Annotated in this window: 15 protein-coding genes and 1 pseudogene; 11 read left to right on the top strand and 5 right to left on the bottom strand. The window is 68.7% G+C overall.

Annotated elements, in window-relative coordinates; all coding sequences use genetic code 11:
- Positions 1-74: 74 nt before the first annotated feature.
- Positions 75-374, bottom strand: coding sequence for an MGMT family protein (locus tag ACOQFL_RS13100; protein WP_435544416.1), 300 nt, complete (start codon positions 372-374; stop codon positions 75-77).
- A gap of 91 nt (positions 375-465) precedes the next feature.
- On the opposite strand from ACOQFL_RS13100, the gene ACOQFL_RS13095 reads away from it, so the two are divergent.
- The 3 genes from ACOQFL_RS13095 to ACOQFL_RS13085 all read left to right on the top strand — a co-directional run bounded on the left by ACOQFL_RS13095 (position 466) and on the right by ACOQFL_RS13085 (position 8,046).
- A complete protein-coding gene (locus ACOQFL_RS13095; RefSeq protein WP_435544415.1) occupies positions 466-3,726 on the top strand; it encodes an ATP-dependent helicase in 3,261 nt (1,086 codons plus the stop codon).
- Positions 3,723-7,211 carry an ATP-dependent helicase gene (locus tag ACOQFL_RS13090; protein ID WP_435544414.1) on the top strand — a complete coding sequence of 1,163 codons (3,489 nt, stop codon included), beginning with the start codon at positions 3,723-3,725 and terminating at the stop codon, positions 7,209-7,211. Before ACOQFL_RS13095 ends, ACOQFL_RS13090 begins: the two co-directional genes overlap by 4 nt.
- Positions 7,212-7,431: 220 nt before the next feature.
- Positions 7,432-8,046, top strand: coding sequence for a hypothetical protein (locus ACOQFL_RS13085; protein WP_435544413.1), 615 nt, complete (start codon positions 7,432-7,434; stop codon positions 8,044-8,046).
- 16 nt (positions 8,047-8,062) lie between these two features.
- Here the strand turns inward: ACOQFL_RS13085 and ACOQFL_RS13080 are convergent, their stop codons facing one another.
- The 3 genes and pseudogenes from ACOQFL_RS13080 to ACOQFL_RS13070 form a co-directional block, all read right to left on the bottom strand.
- Entirely contained in the window at positions 8,063-8,629 is a 567-nt protein-coding gene (locus ACOQFL_RS13080) for a hypothetical protein (protein ID WP_435544412.1), read from the bottom strand.
- A 64-nt stretch (positions 8,630-8,693) separates the two neighbouring features.
- The gene (locus ACOQFL_RS13075; protein ID WP_435544411.1) at positions 8,694-9,065 is read right to left on the bottom strand and encodes a DoxX family protein; all 372 of its coding nucleotides are present in this window, start codon (positions 9,063-9,065) and stop codon (positions 8,694-8,696) included.
- A 216-nt stretch (positions 9,066-9,281) separates the two neighbouring features.
- A pseudogene (locus tag ACOQFL_RS13070) lies at positions 9,282-10,286 on the bottom strand (glycoside hydrolase family 43 protein); the annotation flags it as partial.
- 602 nt (positions 10,287-10,888) lie between these two features.
- On the opposite strand from ACOQFL_RS13070, the gene ACOQFL_RS13065 reads away from it, so the two are divergent.
- Entirely contained in the window at positions 10,889-11,875 is a 987-nt protein-coding gene (locus ACOQFL_RS13065; protein ID WP_435544687.1) for a potassium channel family protein, read from the top strand.
- A gap of 391 nt (positions 11,876-12,266) precedes the next feature.
- Entirely contained in the window at positions 12,267-12,500 is a 234-nt protein-coding gene (locus tag ACOQFL_RS13060; protein WP_435544409.1) for a hypothetical protein, read from the top strand.
- Positions 12,501-12,534: 34 nt separating this feature from the next.
- Here the strand turns inward: ACOQFL_RS13060 and ACOQFL_RS13055 are convergent, their stop codons facing one another.
- Entirely contained in the window at positions 12,535-13,674 is a 1,140-nt protein-coding gene (locus tag ACOQFL_RS13055; RefSeq protein ID WP_435544408.1) for a neutral zinc metallopeptidase, read from the bottom strand.
- A 273-nt stretch (positions 13,675-13,947) separates the two neighbouring features.
- Here ACOQFL_RS13055 and ACOQFL_RS13050 point away from each other — a divergent pair, with 273 nt between their 5' ends.
- The 6 genes from ACOQFL_RS13050 to nudC all read left to right on the top strand — a co-directional run bounded on the left by ACOQFL_RS13050 (position 13,948) and on the right by nudC (position 19,022).
- The gene (locus tag ACOQFL_RS13050; RefSeq protein ID WP_435544407.1) at positions 13,948-14,205 is read left to right on the top strand and encodes a type II toxin-antitoxin system Phd/YefM family antitoxin; all 258 of its coding nucleotides are present in this window, start codon (positions 13,948-13,950) and stop codon (positions 14,203-14,205) included.
- Positions 14,193-14,597 (top strand): PIN domain-containing protein, encoded by a 405-nt coding sequence (locus ACOQFL_RS13045; RefSeq protein ID WP_435544406.1) that lies wholly within the window; start codon positions 14,193-14,195, stop codon positions 14,595-14,597. The genes ACOQFL_RS13050 and ACOQFL_RS13045 overlap by 13 nt, the downstream gene beginning before the upstream one ends.
- 116 nt (positions 14,598-14,713) lie before the next feature.
- Positions 14,714-15,166, top strand: coding sequence for a hypothetical protein (locus tag ACOQFL_RS13040; protein WP_435544405.1), 453 nt, complete (start codon positions 14,714-14,716; stop codon positions 15,164-15,166).
- Positions 15,167-15,394: 228 nt separating this feature from the next.
- A complete protein-coding gene (locus tag ACOQFL_RS13035; RefSeq protein ID WP_435544404.1) occupies positions 15,395-16,717 on the top strand; it encodes a M16 family metallopeptidase in 1,323 nt (440 codons plus the stop codon).
- A complete protein-coding gene (locus ACOQFL_RS13030; protein ID WP_435544403.1) occupies positions 16,714-18,081 on the top strand; it encodes a M16 family metallopeptidase in 1,368 nt (455 codons plus the stop codon). Before ACOQFL_RS13035 ends, ACOQFL_RS13030 begins: the two co-directional genes overlap by 4 nt.
- A complete protein-coding gene (nudC, locus tag ACOQFL_RS13025) occupies positions 18,078-19,022 on the top strand; it encodes an NAD(+) diphosphatase (protein ID WP_435544402.1) in 945 nt (314 codons plus the stop codon). The genes ACOQFL_RS13030 and nudC overlap by 4 nt, the downstream gene beginning before the upstream one ends.
- Positions 19,023-19,128 lie beyond the last annotated feature (106 nt).

Below are 19,128 nucleotides of genomic sequence, written 5' to 3'. Positions count from 1 at the left end.
GATCTTCGGTCGTGGCAGCTCCTTCGCGCGTGGCAGGCCCTTCGGTCGTGACGGACGGCGCGATCACGACCGGTCTACCGCTCCGACTCGGGTTCCCAGCGATAGCGGCGCATGTCGACCCTGCCGTTGTCGGCGAGAACCCCCTCGGTCCGCAGTTCCGCGAGCTGCCGGTGCCGCAGCTGCTCGGCCACCGTTCCGTTCGAGCGTAGTACGCGGTGCCAGGGAAGATCGGCACCGTCCTCGGCCAGGATTCGTCCCACCAGCCGCGCCGAACGTATCCCGGCGTGGCGGGCCACGTCGCCGTAACCGAGGACTCTTCCGGCGGGAATCCCGGCGACCACCTCCCGCACCCGTTCCCAGGTTCGCTCGTCCATCCAGCCAGTCTCGCACGGGAACAGGTGATGCCCGCGACACGCTCGTGACCAGGTTCGCGGGACGGTAGCTCCCACATGGTTACATCGAAGAGTGGCGACATTCTCCGCACCGACTCTCGTACGCTCGACCGCCCCGGCGGTCGAGCAGTGTGACTGGTCCGAGGCGGGACGTCGTGCGTTGCGGCACGAGGGCGGTTTCCTGCGCGTTCTCGGCGGCCCCGGAACGGGGAAGACGACCCTACTGGCCGAAGTGGTCGTCGATCGGTTGGTGAGCGGCCGGGCCGACGCCGACAACACCCTCGTACTGGCATCGAACCGCACCAACGCGGCGTTGCTGCGCAGTGCGATCAACAGCAGGTTGCTGTCCGCCGGGGCAGACATCAGCACCGGTGGGGGCCAGTTGGTACGCACCGTGCACTCCTATGCGTTCGGTGTGCTGCGCCTGTTGGCGGCCCGCGACGGGAAGCCGCAGCCGAAACTGCTCAACGGTCCCGAGCAGGACCTGTGGATTCGTGAACTCCTCGCCGGGGACATCGAGGACCAGGTCGACTACTGGCCGGATTCGTTACGCGCCGCGCTGGGAACCGAGGGTTTCGTCGGTGAGCTCAGGGATCTGCTGCTGCGTGCCGCCGAACGCGGTGTCGGGCCGGATCGGCTGGTTCGGCTCGGCAGACAGCACGAACGCCCCGAGTGGGTGGCCGCCGGTGTTTTCGGTGCGCAGTACGAACGTGTGCGACAACTCGCCGGTGCTTCCGGTGAGACCGCCGCTCCGCTGGACGCCGCGGAACTGGTCTCCACCGCGCTGCTCGCGCTCGACAACGACCCCGAGCTGCTGCGTGCCGAACGGGCCAGGGTGCGGCATCTGCTGGTCGACGACGCGCAGAATCTGGATCCCCAGCAGTACCGGCTCTGCCGCCGTGTCGGTGACACCGCCGCGGAGTTCCTGCTGTTCGGCGACCCGGATCAGGCGGTGTTCTCCTTCCGCGGCGCCGATCCGCGCTGTCTGTCCGAAGCCGACCCCGAAGGCGACCGGACCAGCGTCCTCACCGCCGGGCACCGCATGGCGCGACGCGTTCGCACCGCTGTTCGGAGGCTCTCCGCGAGGTTGCCGGGCGCGGGCGAGCAGCGCGGACTGACCGGACCCGAGCCCGCCGAAACCACCGAGCCCGCCGAAACCACCGAGGGTGCCGAAACCACCGAGGGCGAGGAATCACCCAGGACCGAGTCCGACTCCGGAGGGGCGGTGCGGGTACGCCTGCTGGCGTCCCAGGCCCAGCAGGCGTCCTGGGTGGCGGACCAGCTCCGCCGTGCCCACCTGCTGCGGGGAGTCGCGTGGTCGGACATGGCCGTCATCGTCAAGTCCACGGGTCTGTCGCTGCCGGTACTGCGCAGAGCGTTGCTGGCCGCCGGAGTGCCGCTGGTGCTCGACGACGAGGAGCTGCCGCTCGCCCAGCGTCCCACCGTGCGGCCGTTGCTGACCCTGCTGCGGTGTGCCGCCCGACCGTCCGATCTGGACTCGGAAACCGCGGAGTACCTGCTGGGTTCGATACTGGGTGGGGCCGATTCGTTGGCGTTGCGTCGGTTGCGCCGGGGGCTGCGCCGATTGGACCAGGCGGCGGGCAACGACCGTCCCAGCGGGGAGCTGTTGATCGAGGCGCTGTGGCAGCGGGACGTGCTCACCGCGCTGCAGGACGTCGCCGCCGAGCCCGCCCGTCGAGTGGCAGCGCTGCTGGCATCGGCGAGCCGCTCCTGCCAGGAGCGACGCAGCGTCGAGGAAACACTCTGGGAGGTGTGGCGCGAGAGCGGAGTGGAACGGACCCTGTTGTCCCGTTCCGAACGCGGCGGGGTGCACGGCGCGCGGGCCGACCGCGATCTCGACGCCGTGGTCGCCCTGTTCGAGGAGGCCGCCCGCTACGTCGACAGGCTACCCGGCGCGGACGCCGCCTCCTTCGCGGATCACCTGGCCGGACAGCGCATCTCCGGCGACTCGCTGGCGCCGCGCTCGCCGAACGGGGACGGCGTGGCGGTGCTGACCGCGCACGCCTCGGTCGGCAGGGAGTGGGAAGTGGTCGCCGTCCCCGACGTTCAGGAGGGCATCTGGCCGGACCTGCGGCTGCGCGGCTCGCTGCTGGGGACGGAACGGCTCGTCGACGTGCTGTCCGGGCTGGACTCCGACGAGGTGGTTTCCGCCTCCGCGCCACTGCTGGCCGAGGAACGGAGACTGCTGCTCGTGGCCGCCAGCCGCGCCCGCGGGGGTCTGCTGGTCAGCGCGGTACGCGGCGAGGACGAGCAGCCCTCCCGGTTCCTGGACGAGCTGGACGGCCTCGCCGACGAGCCGGAAGCGCCCGAGCGTCCCGTGTCCACTCCGGAACGGGGACTGAGCCTGCCCGAGCTGGTGGGGGAACTGCGCAGGGTGGTCACCGACGACGGCGCGGAATCGACGCGACGCGAGCGGGCCGCCGGCCAGCTGGCAAGGCTCGCGCGGGCCGGTGTGCCCGGTGCCGATCCCGACACCTGGTACGGCCTGCCCGATCCCTCCAGCACGACCCCGCTCGTCGAGGGCGCCGAACCTGTTCGGGTGACACCGTCCACGGTCGACGTGCTCGCGACCTGCCCGCTACGCTGGATGATCGAGCGCCACGGCGGTAGGGACGCGGCCGAACTGGCCTCGGTGGCAGGCACCGTGGTGCACGCCCTGGTGCAGGCGGCCGCCGAGGGGGCGGACCGCGAGCGCCTGGAGCAGGCACTGGACCAGGCGTGGGAATCGGTCGACGCGGGAGCCCCCTGGTACTCCCGCCGCGAACGCGAACGGGTCAGGTCCATGTTGGACTCCTTCCTGAACTGGCTGCGGCAGTCCCGTGCCGAACTCACCCAGCTCGGGGTGGAACACGACCTGGATCTGAAGATCCCGGCTCGGGAGGACGGTCCGTGGCTGCGCCTGCGCGGCAGGGTCGACCGGCTCGAGACCGACGAGCAGGGCAGACCCGTGGTCGTCGACGTCAAAACCTCCAAGACCCCGGTCAGTAAGGACAACGCCGAACAGCACACCCAGCTCGCGGTGTACCAGCTCGCGGCGGCGCTGGGCGCCTTCGGATCCGACGGGGAGACGCAGCCGGGCGGGGCACGGTTGTTGTACGTGGCCAAACCCGACTCCCGTGACGGCGCGGCCACCGAGCGCGGGCAGAGTGGGCTCGGTGAGGAGGGAATTCGGGTCTGGCTGGACGTGGTCCACGACGCCGCGGCCGCCAGCACCGGTCCCGGCTTCCTCGCGGTGGAGAACTCCGACTGCGCCCGGTGCCCGGTGCGCACCAGCTGCCCGGTTCGTTCCGAGGGAAGGCAGGTCGGACAGTGATCACGCCGCAGCGCATCGCCCAGGCGCTCGGGATGCCCACCCCCACCGAGGAACAGGCCGCAGTGGTCGGAGCGCCCGCCGGGCCCGCGCTCGTCGTTGCCGGAGCGGGAGCGGGTAAGACCGAGACGATGGCGGCCAGGGTGCTCTGGCTCGTCGCCAACCGGATCGTGACTCCCGAACGGGTGCTGGGGCTGACGTTCACCCGCAAGGCGGCACGGCAGCTCTCCGACCGGGTACGGGCCAGACTGCGCAGGTTGGCGGGCTCCGGACTCCTGGAGGAGGTCGATCCCTCGGGCACGCTGCGTTCGGTGGTGTTGGCAGAGGAACCCACTGTGCTCACCTACCACTCCTACGCGGGCAGAATCGTCTCCGAACACGGGCTGCGCGTTCCCGTGGAACCGGGGGCCAGGCTGCTTCCCGGCACCGCTTCCTGGCAGCTGGCGCACAGTGTGGTCTCGAACTGGACCGAGGACCTCGACACCGACCGGGTTCCGTCCACCGTGACCGCGGACGTGCTCTCATTGGCGGGGGAACTGGCCGAGCATCTGGTCGAACCGGAGCAGGTACGCGACCACGCGGAGCTGCTCACGGGAATACTGGACAACGCGCCCCGCGAGAAGGGACAGCGGGCCGATCCGCCGCAGGAACTGCAACGGATCCGCTCAGCCCAGCAGCTGCGGGCCGCGCTGTTGCCGCTGGTCGAGGCTTATACCAAGCGAAAACGCGCCGACGGTGCCATGGATTTCTCCGACCAGATGTCGCTGGCGGCCCTGTTGGCGCGGCGCCATCCGGAAGTGGCGCTCGGCGAGCGCGAGCGGTTCGCGGCCGTGCTGCTGGATGAGTACCAGGACACCGGGCACTCGCAGCGTGTGATGCTGCGTTCGCTGTTCGGTGACTCAGCGGGCACGCCGTCGCTGCCGGTCACCGCGGTGGGGGACCCCGCGCAGGCCATCTACGGTTGGCGCGGCGCCAGTGCGGCCAACCTGCCCAGATTCACCACCGATTTCCCCGACAGGGCCCACGAGGGGAATCACGGGGGGAACCACGAGGGGGAACCACAGGAGGCCGCGGACTCAGCCGTGACACCGTCCCAGCCGCCTCCCGCCGCGCGTTACGGCCTGTTGACGAGCTTCCGCAACCCGGCCGGGATACTGCGGTTGGCCAACGTCGCGGCGGAGCCGTTGCGTGAGTCGGGATTGGACGTCGAACGACTGCGTGCCAGGGACGACGCGCCCCCCGCCGATGTCCGTGCCGCCTTGCTCGGCGACGTCCGCGCGGAGCGTCGCTGGGTGGCGGAGCGTCTGGCGGGGCGTTGGCACGAGGCCGTGGCGCGGGAGGGCGAGCCACCGACCGCCGCCGTGCTGGTGCGGCGCCGAGCCGACATGGCGGACATGGCCGACGCGTTGCGTGCCGAGGGGCTGCCGGTCGAGGTGGTCGGGCTCGGCGGTCTGCTGGACGAGCCGGAGGTGCGGGACCTGGTCAGTGCGCTGCGGGCCCTGGTGGACCCGCTGGCCGGAACCGCGGCCGTGCGGTTGCTGACCGGTTCCCGGTGGCGCATCGGTGCCGCGGATCTGGCCGCGCTGTCGACGCGGGCGAGTGAACTGGGCGCGCGTGCCACTTCGGGAGAGGAGGACGGTGGCGTCGACGAAGCGCTCGCCGCCGCTCTCCCCGGCGAGCAGTCCGAACAGGCCGGACTGGTGGACGCGCTCGACGATCCGGGTGAGCACACGCGCTACTCGCCCGAGGGGTATCGCCGTATCACCAGACTCGGCAGCGAGCTCGCCTCGCTGCGGCAGCGGCTGGAACAGCCCCTTCCGGAGCTGGTGGCTGACGTGGAGCGCACCCTGCTGCTCGACATCGAGAGCATGTCCCGAACCGACGGGGTCGGCAGGGCACACCTGGACGCCTTCTCGCGGGTGGTGACCGAGTTCGCCACCTCCAGTCCAACGGCGACGCTTCCGGCGCTGCTGGACTATCTCATCACGGCCGAGCACGCCGAGGACGGCTTGGAGCCGGGCGAGGTCGAGGTGGCGGAAGGTCGTGTGCAGTTGCTGACCGTGCACGCGGCCAAGGGACTGGAGTGGCAGGTGGTGGCCCTGCCACACCTGGTTGCCGAGGTGTTTCCCGGCAAACGCAAGTCCTCCTGCTGGTTGCGTTCGGTCCCCGAACTTCCCCCCGAACTGCGCGGCGACGGGGCCGATCTGCCCAAGCTGGACGCCCAGCGGCTCGCCGGTATGACCCGCAAGGAACTGCAGCGGGAGTTGCGCGAGCACGACGAGGAGTTCGAGCAGCGGCGGCTGACCGAGGAGCGCCGGTTGTTCTACGTGGCGCTGACCCGTTCGGAGCGGACGCTGCTGCTGTCCGGGCACTGGTGGGCCGAGAGCGGACGCAAACCCAAGGGGCCTTCCACCTTCCTCACCGAGGCGGCACGGCAGCTCGACGGCTCCCCGGCGGAGCTCGAGGACCGCGAGCTGGAGCACAGCGGGCTGGAACACTGGGAGCCCGAGCCGGACGAAGCGGCGGAGAACCCGCTCGCCGAGACCGAGCGCAGTGTGCGGTGGCCGGTCGACCCGCTCGGGACACGGCGAGGCGAGGTCGCAGAGGGGGCGGACCTGGTTCGTCGCGCGATGGCGGAAACAGCTGCAGGAAGCGTTGCCTCCGGTGCCACGGCGGGAGAAAGCGGACGGCTCACCGAAGCCGAACCGGACGGCGAGGAGTCGCTGGGTGAAGAACCGGTACATGAGGAACCGGTGGACGAGGAACCGGTGGAGGAGGAGCCGGTGGACGAGCGGCGGGTTGACGACGAGGAAACCGCACGGTGGCGGCGCGACGTCGATGTGCTGCTCGCGGAACGTGACCGCACCGGTCGGGGTGAACGGGTTCGGCTGCCGGAACAGCTCTCGGTGAGTCAGTTGGTGGAGCTCGCCGACTCCCCGGAAGGGTTCGCACGGAAACTCCGTCGCCCGTTGCCCACCCGTCCCAATCCGGTCACGCGGCGCGGCACGGCTTTCCACACGTGGCTGGAACGGCGTTTCACCTCCGACGCGTTGCTCGAGGTGGACGAACTACCCGGCGCGGAAGACGACTCGGTGTCGGGGGAGGAGGACCTGGAACGGCTGCGCGCGGCTTTCCTCGACTGCGAGTGGGCCGCGCGTACTCCTTACCGGATCGAGGTCCCGTTCGAGACGCGCCTGGCAGGGGTGGTCGTACGCGGGCGGATGGACGCCGTGTTCGCCGACGAGGACGGGGGGTGGACCGTGGTCGACTGGAAAACCGGTGCGGTGCCGGACGAGTACCGGATGCCCGCGGCGGCGGTGCAGCTGGCGGCTTACCGACTGGCCTGGTCGGAGATGATTGGTGTGCCCCTGGAGCGGGTCCGCGCGGCCATGCACTACGTGCGCCATGACCGCACATTGCATCCCGCCGACCTGCACGACGCTGAAGGACTTCGGAAACTGATCCTGACGGTGCCCTCCGAGGACTGACCGGAGCTCGCCTCGGTGGCGTGAAAGACACCCGATCGGTGCGGGCGGAAAACCCGGGTGTGGTGAAAGCTCCCGGACGCCGAGCCCTGCTCGACGAGTCCCGGGCAAGGAATCCCCACCGATGACTCCCCATCGATGAGCCCCGGTCGACGCTCCGAAAACCACACTTTCGAGTGGCTCGGCTTGTCTCGGGTCTCGATCACGCAGGAATATGCCCGCGATGGCGCAGAACACGGAGAACAGGCTGGACACCTCCATGCAGCAAGAGGTGTCCGTGGACGAGGACGTCCTCGCGTTGCGCGCACCCCTGGTGCTGGTGCGGCGGAACGATCAGGGGGAATGGATCTTCGAGGGCCCGGGCGAGTCCCCCCGCCCCACAGTGCGAACCGTGCTCGGCGCCGTGGTCAACGCATGGCCGCACGTCTCGGCCCTGGCCGAGCTGGAACCGGGGTCCGCCGCGGTGTGGTCCTGGGACAACCACGGTTGGACGAGCGAGTTCGAGTGCACCTGCGGCGAGTGCGAGCAGCCGGTGGCCGCGGATCTGGATCGCCGTACCTGGCCCGGCGAGCTGGATCCCGAGGATCTCGTAAGCGTGGAGGAGACGGCGCTCTCGGGGCAGGAGGTGCTCACCAACATCCTCTACACCTCGGGCAGGATCGCGATGCTCGGTCCTGGCGAGCAGCACCGCACGAGTGATCAGCTGGCCTCGGTGGCGATGGCCAACGTTATTCGCCGTTGGCCTCACACCATGCGTGCGTTGTGCTCGGTGCGCTCCGGCTACCTGTTGCGGTGGAACGCGGAGAGTCTCAACTGGCACGAGTACGAGGCGGTCTGATCATCGGGCGTCGATTTCAGGAGAAATCGACGCCTCCGCCCTCCGTGGTGTTGGAGGTGCTCTCGGTGCTGTGGAACTCCTGTTGCAGCACACGTTGGTACAGCAGTTCCAACAGCCACCTCTCGAACAGCGAGGTGCCGAACTCGGCTCTGCGGTCCTCCGGGGTCAGCACGAGTTCGGCGGGGCCCTCGCGGTAGGTGGTGACGGCGCCGATGCCGTAGTAGTCCAGCTCGGTGAGCGCCCAGGGGCGGTAGGGGTGATCGCCCGGAAGCACGGCCGCGCACGGAGCGATCGTGAGCAGCGTTCCGCACGCTCTGGTGGCTCGCCGGGCCTTCGAGACACGCACCATCACACCGATCAGGTCGACGGCGGGAACCGGGACCTGTTCGGGACCGTCGGGTTCAGCCCAGGCGTGCACTCCGGAGGGCTCCACCTGTGGTGACCAGTCGTGCGCGGTGCGCCACTGGTGCACGTCGAGGCGAAGCCGCGTGACGGCTGTGAAACGGGAGCCGAGAACCTCCACATTCGACACGAGATGACCGTGCCAGCCCAGTACGCGGGCCGCGTGCTCGAACTGCTGCACCTATGAATGGTAAGCAGGAAGGCTCAGCATTCAACAACTCCGCACGTGCGAGATTACGAAAGTGTTACCGACCGGTGTTCCTGCGTACGCGTAGCGACCACTGGATCAGGGGCAGCTGCAGGGGGAGCCTGGCATAGGCCACGAAGCGTAGTGGGATGCTCCGATCGCGATAGTCCAGTGCCATCTTGATGTTGGCGGGGAAAACGGCCACGAACAGGGCGGTGGTGACAGTGGCGCCCACCCGCCGGCTCCGGGGGTGTGTCACGGCGGCGGCGCATCCCAGTTCCGCGGCTCCCGACAAATAGGTCCAGGTGCGGGACGAGCCCGGTAGGCGGCGCGGCACGATCGAGTCGAACGGGCGCGGCAGCAGGAAGTGCAGCACCCCGGTGAGCGTGAGTGAACCCGCCAACAACAATGCAGAACTCGAGCGTTTCATAACGGCTACCGTGGCACGGAATCGCATCGTCGGCAATGAACCGTGTGCGGCGATCCGGTTTCGGGTGCCGTGCACCGTGCGGCCGCCCCTCTCCGGCCGCACGGGATCGGTTCCGTGGTGGCGGCCCACTCGAACTCGATTTCAGGGCGGATCCGATGGGAGGTTCGCGCGTACGACGGCTCCACGGAACCGGGTCAACGGGTGCTACCGATTTCCGTACTCCGCGCGCAACCGTCGCAACTCGTCGGCGGTGATCGGAAGCACGGTGCCGTGGCGCGGGCTGTCCGGCAGGTCGTAGTTCTCGGAGAGGGACCACTCGCCGGAGTCCAGGTCGGTGGTTTCGAACGGAACGTAGCCGCGACCACCGAACTCGTCGATGAACATGTACCACTTGTCCTCGGTGTTGGACTCGAACACGGTCGGTCCCTCGCCGCGGCTGATCCCCGGCTCGGAACCCGACGGCTTGCCGATGCAGTCCGCGACGAGTTCGTAGTCGGTGCTGCGCAGATTCGGTGACTTCGCCGCGGTGATGTACTTGCCGCACGGAGCCGAGTCGGAGTTGGTTCGCTCGTCCTTGGTGAACCGGTAGTAGGTGCCGTCCCGCGAGACGACGGTGGAATCGATCACCGAGTGGCCGGGGTCCTGCCACACCCTCGGTTCGCTGAAGGTGTGGAAGTCGCGGGTGGTCGCGTACATCATGCGGTTGTAGCTGTCGCCGGTGTGGTTCGGGTCGTCAGCGTCGTACAGCTTGGACGCCCAGAACACCACGTAGGCGTCGATCGACTCGTCGTAGTAGGCCTCCGGAGCCCAGGTGTTGCCCGCGTTGTCGGGTGCCACCCGCACGTGACGCTGTTCGGACCAGTGGATCAGGTCGGTCGATTCCCAGACCTCGATGTGCTTGCTGCCGTGCCGCTGCGCCTCGTCCCAGTTCCCGTCGCCGTGCATCCTCAGGTCGGTGGCGATGAGGTAGAACTTGTCACCCTCGGGAGAGCGAATTATGAACGGATCCCGGACCCCGTTCTCGCCCTTGGTGGAAGTCAGCACGGGTTCACCGTTGTTGAGCTCGTCCCAGCGCAGTGCGTCGTTGCCCCGGCTGACGGCGAAATGCACCTGCTCGCCGTCGGCGGTTCCCGAACCGGTGAAGTAGGTGAACAGGTAGCCCTTTCTCGGTTTCCGTTCCGGCGTGGGAGGCGCCGGCTTGTCCCCGTGTCCGGATGGCACGTGGCCCGGCGGCCCGGGTGCCGTAGCTCCCTCGGCCACGTCGGTGCCGAGCGGAGCGAGTGACGCTCCACCGAGCAGCAGCGACAACACCAGAGCGGTGTACGTGGACGTCGCTCGAATTCCGGTGCGAAACGAATTTCCTGGCATGCGCGAAATTTCCCTCACCTGAGCCGGTTCGACGGGTGTTGTTGTCGTGCGGTGCGCTGTCCGAGAACGCCGTGCCGATCGGGGCATTTTCGGTTCGGGTTTCCCGTGTTTCACCCGGGAAATAGTGTTCGGAATCCCGAACGCTGTTCGAAAAATAATGCGCGGACCGCGTACGAGTCAACGGCGGAACGTGTCGATATCGATCAAGCCCGCGAGATCCACGAGAGGGTGTGTTCCTTCCGGGGAGGCCGGATGCGACACCGGCGAAAACGCTCCCAGGAGGGAGCGCGAGTATCCCCTTCCCCGTCGGGGCGTTACCGTTTCCGCCCGTGGACAAGCACATGGGCCGAACCGCGCGACTCGGACGTCGTTCGCTACCAGGACGTCGCTCCGAGGCGGCGCTGACCGACCGCCTGACGGACCGTCCGGACCACGCGCTGGTCGGGGTGGTCCGGATGCCCGCCACCGCGGTCGGTCCGGTCAAATCGATCGTACGCAGGGTGATCGGCGCCAGTCTGGCGCTCGCCGTCACCGTGCTGCTGGTCTACCTCGACCGGGGTGGTTACAGCGACACCGACGGGACCCCGCTGAGCCTGTTGGACGCGTTGTACTACGCGACGGTCTCGCTCTCCACCACCGGCTACGGGGACATCGCCCCGGTGAGCCCTTCGGCACGCCTGGTCAACGTGCTGGTCATCACGCCGTTGCGGGTGCTGTTCCTGATCGTGCTGGTCGGAACCACACTGGAAGTGCTCACCGAACGTTCCCGCCAAGCGTTCAAGATTCAACACTGGAGGTCCAGGGTGCGCGACCACGTTGTCGTGATCGGTTATGGCACCAAGGGCAGGTCCGCGGTCACGGCCCTGCTGGGAGAAGGTGCCGAAGCGGGCAACATCGTCGTGGTGGACACCGAGCCCACCGCGCTGGAGGCCGCGTCCTCGCTGGGCCTGGTGACCGTCAACGGCTCCGGAACCAGATCGGACGTGCTGCGGGTGGCCGGTATCCCGCGGGCGCGTGCCGTGGTGGTGGCCCCACCGCGGGACGACACGGCGGTGCTGGTGACGCTCACCGCCAGGGAACTGGCTCCCAAGGCGCAGATCGTGGCCGCGGTGCGCGAGGCGGAGAACGTTCACCTGCTGCGGCAGTCCGGTGCCGACTCCGTGGTCATCTCCAGTGAGACCTCGGGCAGGTTGCTGGGGATAGCGACTTCCACGCCCTCGGTCGTGGAGATGTTCGAGGACCTGCTCAGTCCGGACCTCGGGCTGGCCATCGCGGAGCGCGAGGTGGAACGCACCGAAGTGGGAGGCTCGCCGCGCCATCTCTCCGACATCGTGCTCGGGTTGGTCCGCGAGGGGCAGCTCTACCGGGTGGACGCTCCGGAGGCCGACGCGATCGAGGAGGGCGACCGGTTGCTCTACGTCAAGAAGGTCGCCACTGCCTGAAGCTCTCCCAATCTCCGCGCGAGCCGTGCCGAGCGCTTCGCTTCGTCGGGACGGAGCTCGCTCGCGCGAATGACCGGCCGGTCGGTTGACATTCCGGTCGAGTGACAGGTGTTCGGGGCCCCGTCCCGGTGCGGAACGACGGCTCAATCGGACGGCTAACAAGATGCCCACTGTCGTGGTCTAGTCACGTTTCGTCGATCTGCCGATACTCATGGTGATATGTGGAACAAGGAGACATCACCAGGTTCGTTCCGTGTACGCCGTGGTGGAACGTGTCGGGAGGTGGAACGGTGAGCGAGTACTCGACGGAACGCCCCGGGATCTATTGGGTGAAACCGGAGGGCGACCCGAAGCTGCCCACCGCACAGCCCAGTTGGAAGCGCTGATCCGGATGGACACACACCACTACTGGCTGCCCGTGAGCAGTCGTGGCTGCACGCGCCTGGTCCGGCACGCGTTTCGTGGTAAGCGTTGGGAGGGCAGAGCTTCGGACATCTCGGTCTGCGGCGTGCAGTGCGCCATGGCCGAGCCCAGTGAGCTCGACTGGTTCCAGACGCCGACGTGCTGGGACTGCACGAACATTCTGATCGAGGAGCAGGAGCAAGCCGACGCCGCTCTCGAATGAGGAGGGCCGGGAATGTGGGGAGCCGGTTGTCGGCTCAGGACACTTCGGAATCCGCTGCCGACCACGTGTTGCACTCGGTTATCCGGTTCGTGCGGAATCCCCGGTGTGCCCAGAGCCTGTTGTGTGCGGTGCTGCCGTGGTTGCGGACCTCACCCGCCTGGTCTCCTCGATTGCTCGCGTCGCGCAGGGCGGACATGATGTGGTCGTTGTCCACGCCGCCGTGCTGCAACGCCGCGAGCGCCTGCCCGCCGTAACAGGTGGCCTGTAGCTCGTTCCTGCGCGACAGTTCGAGCCCCTCGGCGGTCTCGGTGCCGCCAGCTTCCTCCACCGCTGTGCCGTACGCCTCGCTGATCCCGGTCATCCCCTGGAGCGAGTGGCCGAACTCGTGCGCGAACTGCCCCAGATAGGGGCCGGCGGTTTCGCGTCCCTCTATCCGGTAGTAGTGCCTGGCGGTCCAGTAGATCGTGTGGTTACCGCCGCAGTACATGGCGGTCCGCCGCCAACTCCGGTCGCCGCAGGGACTGTGCACGTCGCCGCGGGTCACGACCACGTCCGGAGTCTCCACCGGGAGGTTCGCCTCGCGCAGTGCCGGGGTCCACATTGCCATCAGGCACGGCGTCAGCGAGCGAAGGAAAGCCCGCTGTGCGGCCGTGTCCGTATCGAAGTCGGGCAGATCGCACTCGGTGTCGATCGCGCCGTTGCCCGGGATGTTGAAGGGATGTGCACCGAGCGAGGTGACCGGACGCGGGCTCTTTCCCGATGTGTCGCGTTCGGACTCTCCGCTTTTCGTGGTGCCGTGCGGCCGGCCGGATTCCTCCAGTGCGTGCTCGGGAGCCGGATAGCCGTCGGTCGTCGGTTCCGCGATGGTGACCGGGGAGGAGGTGACCGAGCCGGTCCCGAACCCGCCGTCGCCGTGCCGCTCGTTCTCGTGCTCGACGACGCCCGTTCCGAAGCTCGGAAGCAGCCCGGACGAAGAGAGGAGCAGCACCACCACACCACTCAGGACCGCAACCAGGACGGCGACAGCACCGACTCCGTCACCAGCGCCGTAGGCGGAACGCGAATCCGAGCGGCGCCGGTCGATTCCGTAGTGGTTCACCGGCACATCGGGGTCGTGCGGCGACTGTGGGCGTTGTGGTGGCGTCATGGAAGCGTGGTCGACCTGCTCCGTCACTGTCGGCTTTGGACCGGTTCGCGCTCGGTGTCTCGGTCCGCTGCTGTATTTCCGACGAGCCTAACTCCCGATCGGTGCCGTTCGGTGTCCTGCTGCCGAATCGACTACGTCGGATTCACCCGCGGACGGGGTGGTTCCCCAGCGAGCGGTGATCCCGCCGCGCGGAGCCCGCGTCGATCCAGTGCGGCGCCGCTTTCCCTCGGTGAGTCGTTTATCCGCTGGTAGAGGATGGTGTGCAACCATCCGATCAGATAATCTGATAACATGCGGGAAGTGACAGCCAGCGAAGCGAGTAGAAATTTCAGTGCGTTATTGGATGCCGTCGAGCAGGGCGAAAGCGTGTTCGTCACTCGGAGTGGGCATCGCGTCGCGACGATGACCCCGGCGCCACGCTCCAACGGGGCAGCGGTGCGGGACGTACTGGCCCGATGGCAGGGACACGCTCACGGCGATACCGACCTCGCCGAGCGGGTCGCGTCGGCACGCGCCGGTGTCGACGCGGAGTTGGACAGCGATCCATGGCACGACTGATTCTCGACACCGGTGTGCTCATCACGGGCCAACAGGGTCGGTTGGATCTGGCCGTGCTGGCGGGGGACGACGATGTGGTGGTACCCACCGTGGCCGTGGCCGAATACCTCGCGGGAGTGGCGCTCGGGGGCGATCCGGCTCGTCGCGCCGCCGAGACGACGTTCCTCGACGAACTGCTGGCCGTCACCCCCACGGTCGACTACACCGTCCCGGTGGCTCGTGCCCATGCCGAACTGCTCGCGCACGTCCGTCGGGCCGGGCAACCGCGCGGAGCGCACGATCTCGTCATCGCGGCCTGTGCCGTGGCGGCGGATCGCATCCTGGTCACCACCGACGCCAAGGCCCGCTTCGAGGAACTTCCCGGCGTGCGAGCGCGCCTGCTGGATCCCTGACGAAGGACCGCTGGATCCCTGAACGGGAGCGGAGCCACGGGGGCACCTCCCGCCCCGCGCGGCGCCGTTACCGAGTTGCGAGTCGGGGAGCGTGGTTCCTCTGCGAGGATCGCGTCGTGGCGCGAGGGCGTGGTTCTACATCGGTGGTGCTGATCCTGGTGGTGCTGTTATCGGTCGGGATCGGTGCGGTGGCGATCGCGTGGTGGCCGTTGACCGACGCGTTCGGCGGTGACACCACGGTCCGCACGCGCCGCACCACCGCTACGGTGGTCCGATCGGCCTCCTGCGCGGAACATGGGGCACACGACCTCGTGGAGCTCACGGCGGACGGGAGTATGAGCCGAGTCCCGTTCGACGGCTGCGGTCATTCCGAGGGGACGCGATTACGGGTCCGGGTGCCCGAACCGTTGGGAGACGAGGCGCTCGCGCGTCCCGTCGACGCCGACTCCGGAACCGGCGGCCCCGGACCGAGCGGACGGCTCGGGCGGGTGCTGCTGGTGCTCGCGGCCCTGTCCGGCGCGGGGTACGTACTGCTGCTGCGTTCCGCCCGCACCCGGGAACCGGGGTAGAACTCCCCGCTCCGTTCTCCGCCTCCCCTGCCACGGATCGCCGCCACCGCTGACCTTCGCCTCGCTGGTCCTCTTGCCGTATTCTCTTGCCCGCCCGCCGGGGGAATCTCCGCGTGGATTCCGCCCATAGATCACGCGGCCGAGTGGACGATTCGTTCGATCTCCGACACGAAGTGTGTTCAGCAGGGTGCTCACCGCTAGGGCTTCCCGCGCACGTAGGCTGAGGGCATGGTCGAACCGCAACCGCATCGCGTCACCCTGCCCAACGGGCTGCGCGTGGTGCTCGCACCGGATGCCGAACCGGGCTCCGCCGCACCCGGTGGGCCCCCGGTGGTCGGAGTCAGCGTGCACTACGACGTGGGCTTCCGTTCCGAGCCGGAAGGCCGAACCGGCTTCGCGCACCTGTTCGAACACCTGATGTTCCAGGGCAGCGAGAGTCTTGAGAAACTCGCGCACTTCCGGCACGTGCAGGGCTCCGGCGGAATCTTCAACGGTTCGACGCATCAGGACTACACGGACTACTTCCAGGTGCTGCCCTCCAACGCGCTGGAGCGCGCGCTGTTCCTGGAAGCCGATCGGATGCGGGCTCCCCGGCTCACCGAGGAGAACCTCCGCAACCAGGTGGACGTGGTCAAGGAGGAGATTCGCCTCAACGTCCTCAACCGTCCCTACGGCGGGTTCCCGTGGATCCTGCTGCCGCCGGTGCTCTACTCCACGTTCGCCAACGCCCACAACGGCTACGGTGACTTCACCGATCTCGAACGAGCCACCGTCGACGACTGCGCCGCGTTCTTCGACACCTACTACGCCCCCGGGAACGCGGTACTGACCATCACCGGAGACATCGACGTCGACCACGCCACCGACCTGGTGCACAAGCACTTCGGGGACGTGCCCGCACGTTCGGTGCCACAACGTCCCTCCTTCGCGGAGCCGGCCCCCTCGGGTGAGCTGCGGGATCGGCACCAGGATCCGCACGCCCCGCTGCCCGCGGTGGCGCTGGGCTACCGCCTGCCCGATCCGGTCGGCGAGCTGGACGAGTACCTCGCCAACGTCGTGCTCGCCGCCGTGCTCAGCGACGGTGACGCCTCCCGGCTGCAGCAGCGGCTCGTCTACCGCGACTCGCTGGTGGTGGACGTGCACGCGGGCGCGGGGTTGATGGGAGCTCCTCTCGACGCACGTGACCCGGACACCTTCACCATCACAGCCATCCACAGCCCGGAAGTGACCACCGACCGCGTCGTCGACGCCGTCGACTCCGAGCTGGAGCGGTTGGCCACCGAAGGTCCCACGGCGGAGGAGCTCTCCAGGGTGACCGCGCGGTGGTCCGCCGGGCTGCATCGTGATCACGACCGGCTGGTTTCGCGCACTCTGGACCTCGGCAGCACCGAACTGCTGCACGGGCGCGCGGAACTCGTCGGGGAACTTCCCGCCCGGGTCGGCGCGGTCACCGCCGAGGAGGTGGCCTCCGCGGCCAAGGCACTCCGGCCGGAAGCCCGCGCCGTCCTGGAAATCGAACCCACCAGCGAGGCCGACGGAGGTGCCGCATGACCAGCGCGACCCATCGCAGTGCCGAGCGGATCGGACACACCGAGCAGGGGCCGCGGCCGCTGCCGCCGTTGGCCGAACCGCGTGCGGGCAGGCAGCCAGAGACCGTGGACACCATGCTGGAGAACGGGCTGCGGGTGATCGTGGCGCGCCACGGTGCGGTGCCGATGGTCGAGCTGCGGCTGCGTATCCCCTTCGCCGGTGAGGACGCCACTCACCCGGCCAGGGCCGAAGTGCTCGCCGAGACCCTGCTCACCGGAACCCCGCGTCGGGACCGGGTGCGCATGGACACCGATCTCGCGGCGGTCGGCGGCACGTTGCAGGCCGTGGTCGACCCCGAACGGCTCAGCATCACCGGGGACGCGCTCGCCAGTGGGATGGAAACCCTGCTCGACGTGCTCACCGACGCGCTGACCGAGGCTTCCTACCCGGAGCACGAGGTCTCGGGCGAGCGGGAGCGGCTGGTCGAGCGGATCACGGTCGCCCGTTCCCAACCCCGCACCATCGCCCGCGAGGAGCTGCAGTACCACCGCTACGGGGACCATCCGTTCGCCAGGGAGGTGCCGCAGGCCGCCGATGTGGCCGAGGTGACCCCTGAACAGGTGAGGCAGTTGCACCGGGACGCGGTCCTGCCGCGTGGCTCCACGCTGGTGCTGGTCGGCGACATCGATCCCGAGGCGACGGTGGAGACGGTGCGCCGCATGACTTCCGGCTGGCAGTCCGAAGGTGCGGCTCGTGAGATACCGGCGCTGCCCGAGGTGGTGGGCGGCGACGTCCGTTTGGTGCACCGGGAGGGAGCGGTGCAGTCGCAGCTGCGGTTCTCCGCCCAGGCCGTTCCCAGGACCGACGAACGCTATCCGGCGCTGCAGATCGCCAACCTGGTCTTCGGCGGCTACTTCTCCTCGCGTCTGGTGGAAAACATCCGCGAGGACAAGGGCTACACCTACGGCGCGCACTCCACGTTCGAGTTCACCCCGGACAACGGCACGATCCTGGTGGACGCCGACACCGCCAGCGAGGTCACCGCCGCGGCGCTGCTGGAGATTCGTTACGAACTCGGCAAGCTCGCCCTGGTCCCGCCGAGCGAGGCCGAGGTCGAATCCGCGCGGCAGTACGCCATCGGCGGGTTGCTGACCTCGACCTCCTCGCAGTCGGGTCTTGCCTCGATGCTGATGAACGTCGCGGCTCTCGGGTTGGGGCAGGACTGGTTGTCCGAACATCCCGAGCGGTTGCGTGCGGTCACTCACCAGCAGGTGGCCGAGGCCGCGCGCTGGTACGTGCCGACCGCGTTCACCGGGGTCGTGGTGGGAGACGCGGAACAGCTCGGGGACCAGCTGCGTGGTCTCGGTGGTGTGACGCTGCCGTGACGACCTGTTCGGAGTTCGGTTCGGCACCGGAACGTGCCGCCGCCGAGGCGTTCCAGCTCGACAGCACACCGCTGCTTTCCCGCTCGCCCGTGACGCTGTCCGACCAGCAACGGGACGATCCGGCATACGCGGCGAGCCTCTGGTCCGGCGGGCGGGTACTGCCCGTCGACCAGCGCGGCCGCGTTCCGCTGGCCTCCGGTGGGCTACTCGCCTGGCACCTCCCGGAGGAGTTCTCCGACTACGGTGACCACGCCGTGCTGCTGGGCACCCACGAGGGAGTCGCCTACTGGGGTGTACGGGTTCGCCCGCGCGATTCCGGAGCCGACTGGCAGGGGCTGCGCTCGGCGGGCGAGTGGTTGGGCGACGTGGAGGCAGCCCTGCTCACCACCGCCGTGGGGCTGCTCGCCTGGCACGATCGTGCCCGGTACTGCGCGCTGTGCGGTGCCGGAACCGAACGCATCCGCAGCGGCTGGGCCAGACGCTGCACCGGATGCGGGCACGAGGAGTACCCGCGCACCGATCCCTCCATGATCTGTCTGGTGCACGACGGTGCCGATCACGTGCTCCTCGCCCGCCAGGTCGTCTGGCCCCCCGAGCGGTTCTCGGTGCTGGCCGGATTCGTGGAGATGGGTGAGTCCCTGGAAGGGTGCGTGAGCCGCGAGGTCCACGAGGAGGTCGGGGTGCCGGTCTCCGACATCAGATACCTGGGCAGCCAGCCCTGGCCCTTCCCGCGATCGCTGATGATGGGGTTCTCGGCCGTCGCAGATCCCCACGAGCCGTTACGACCCGCACCCGGCGAGATCGCCGAGGCGCACTGGGTCTCGCGGGAGCACGTGCGTGCGGCGTTGGGTCACGACGAACCGGTCGACGGTCTGTGGCTGCCTCCCGGGATATCCATCGCGCACCGGATGCTGCGCGGCTGGGCCGACGTTGCCGACTGAATCCGTGTTGCCTTCCCGGGTGGGCGCTCAGCCGGCGGCAAGGAGCGTACGTCGCTCGCGACGGGTGTGTCGGTCGCCACTCGTCGTGTTTCTGCGAGGATTTTCG

Source organism: Actinopolyspora sabaoui, from assembly GCF_051225635.1.
GTDB lineage: Bacteria > Actinomycetota > Actinomycetes > Mycobacteriales > Pseudonocardiaceae > Actinopolyspora.
This window is presented reverse-complemented; position numbering and strand designations above follow the sequence as displayed.

What these genes read in the sequence shown, in the direction of transcription:
- ACOQFL_RS13100 (WP_435544416.1), bottom strand. Translation starts at nt 374, where the DNA reads ATGGACGAGCGAACCTGGGAACGGGTGCGGGAGGTGGTCGCCGGGATT.
- ACOQFL_RS13085 (WP_435544413.1), top strand. Translation starts at nt 7,432, where the DNA reads ATGGCGCAGAACACGGAGAACAGGCTGGACACCTCCATGCAGCAAGAG.
- ACOQFL_RS13075 (WP_435544411.1), bottom strand. Translation starts at nt 9,065, where the DNA reads ATGAAACGCTCGAGTTCTGCATTGTTGTTGGCGGGTTCACTCACGCTC.
- ACOQFL_RS13065 (WP_435544687.1), top strand. Translation starts at nt 10,889, where the DNA reads ATGCCCGCCACCGCGGTCGGTCCGGTCAAATCGATCGTACGCAGGGTG.
- ACOQFL_RS13060 (WP_435544409.1), top strand. Translation starts at nt 12,267, where the DNA reads ATGGACACACACCACTACTGGCTGCCCGTGAGCAGTCGTGGCTGCACG.
- ACOQFL_RS13045 (WP_435544406.1), top strand. Translation starts at nt 14,193, where the DNA reads ATGGCACGACTGATTCTCGACACCGGTGTGCTCATCACGGGCCAACAG.
- ACOQFL_RS13035 (WP_435544404.1), top strand. Translation starts at nt 15,395, where the DNA reads ATGGTCGAACCGCAACCGCATCGCGTCACCCTGCCCAACGGGCTGCGC.
- ACOQFL_RS13030 (WP_435544403.1), top strand. Translation starts at nt 16,714, where the DNA reads ATGACCAGCGCGACCCATCGCAGTGCCGAGCGGATCGGACACACCGAG.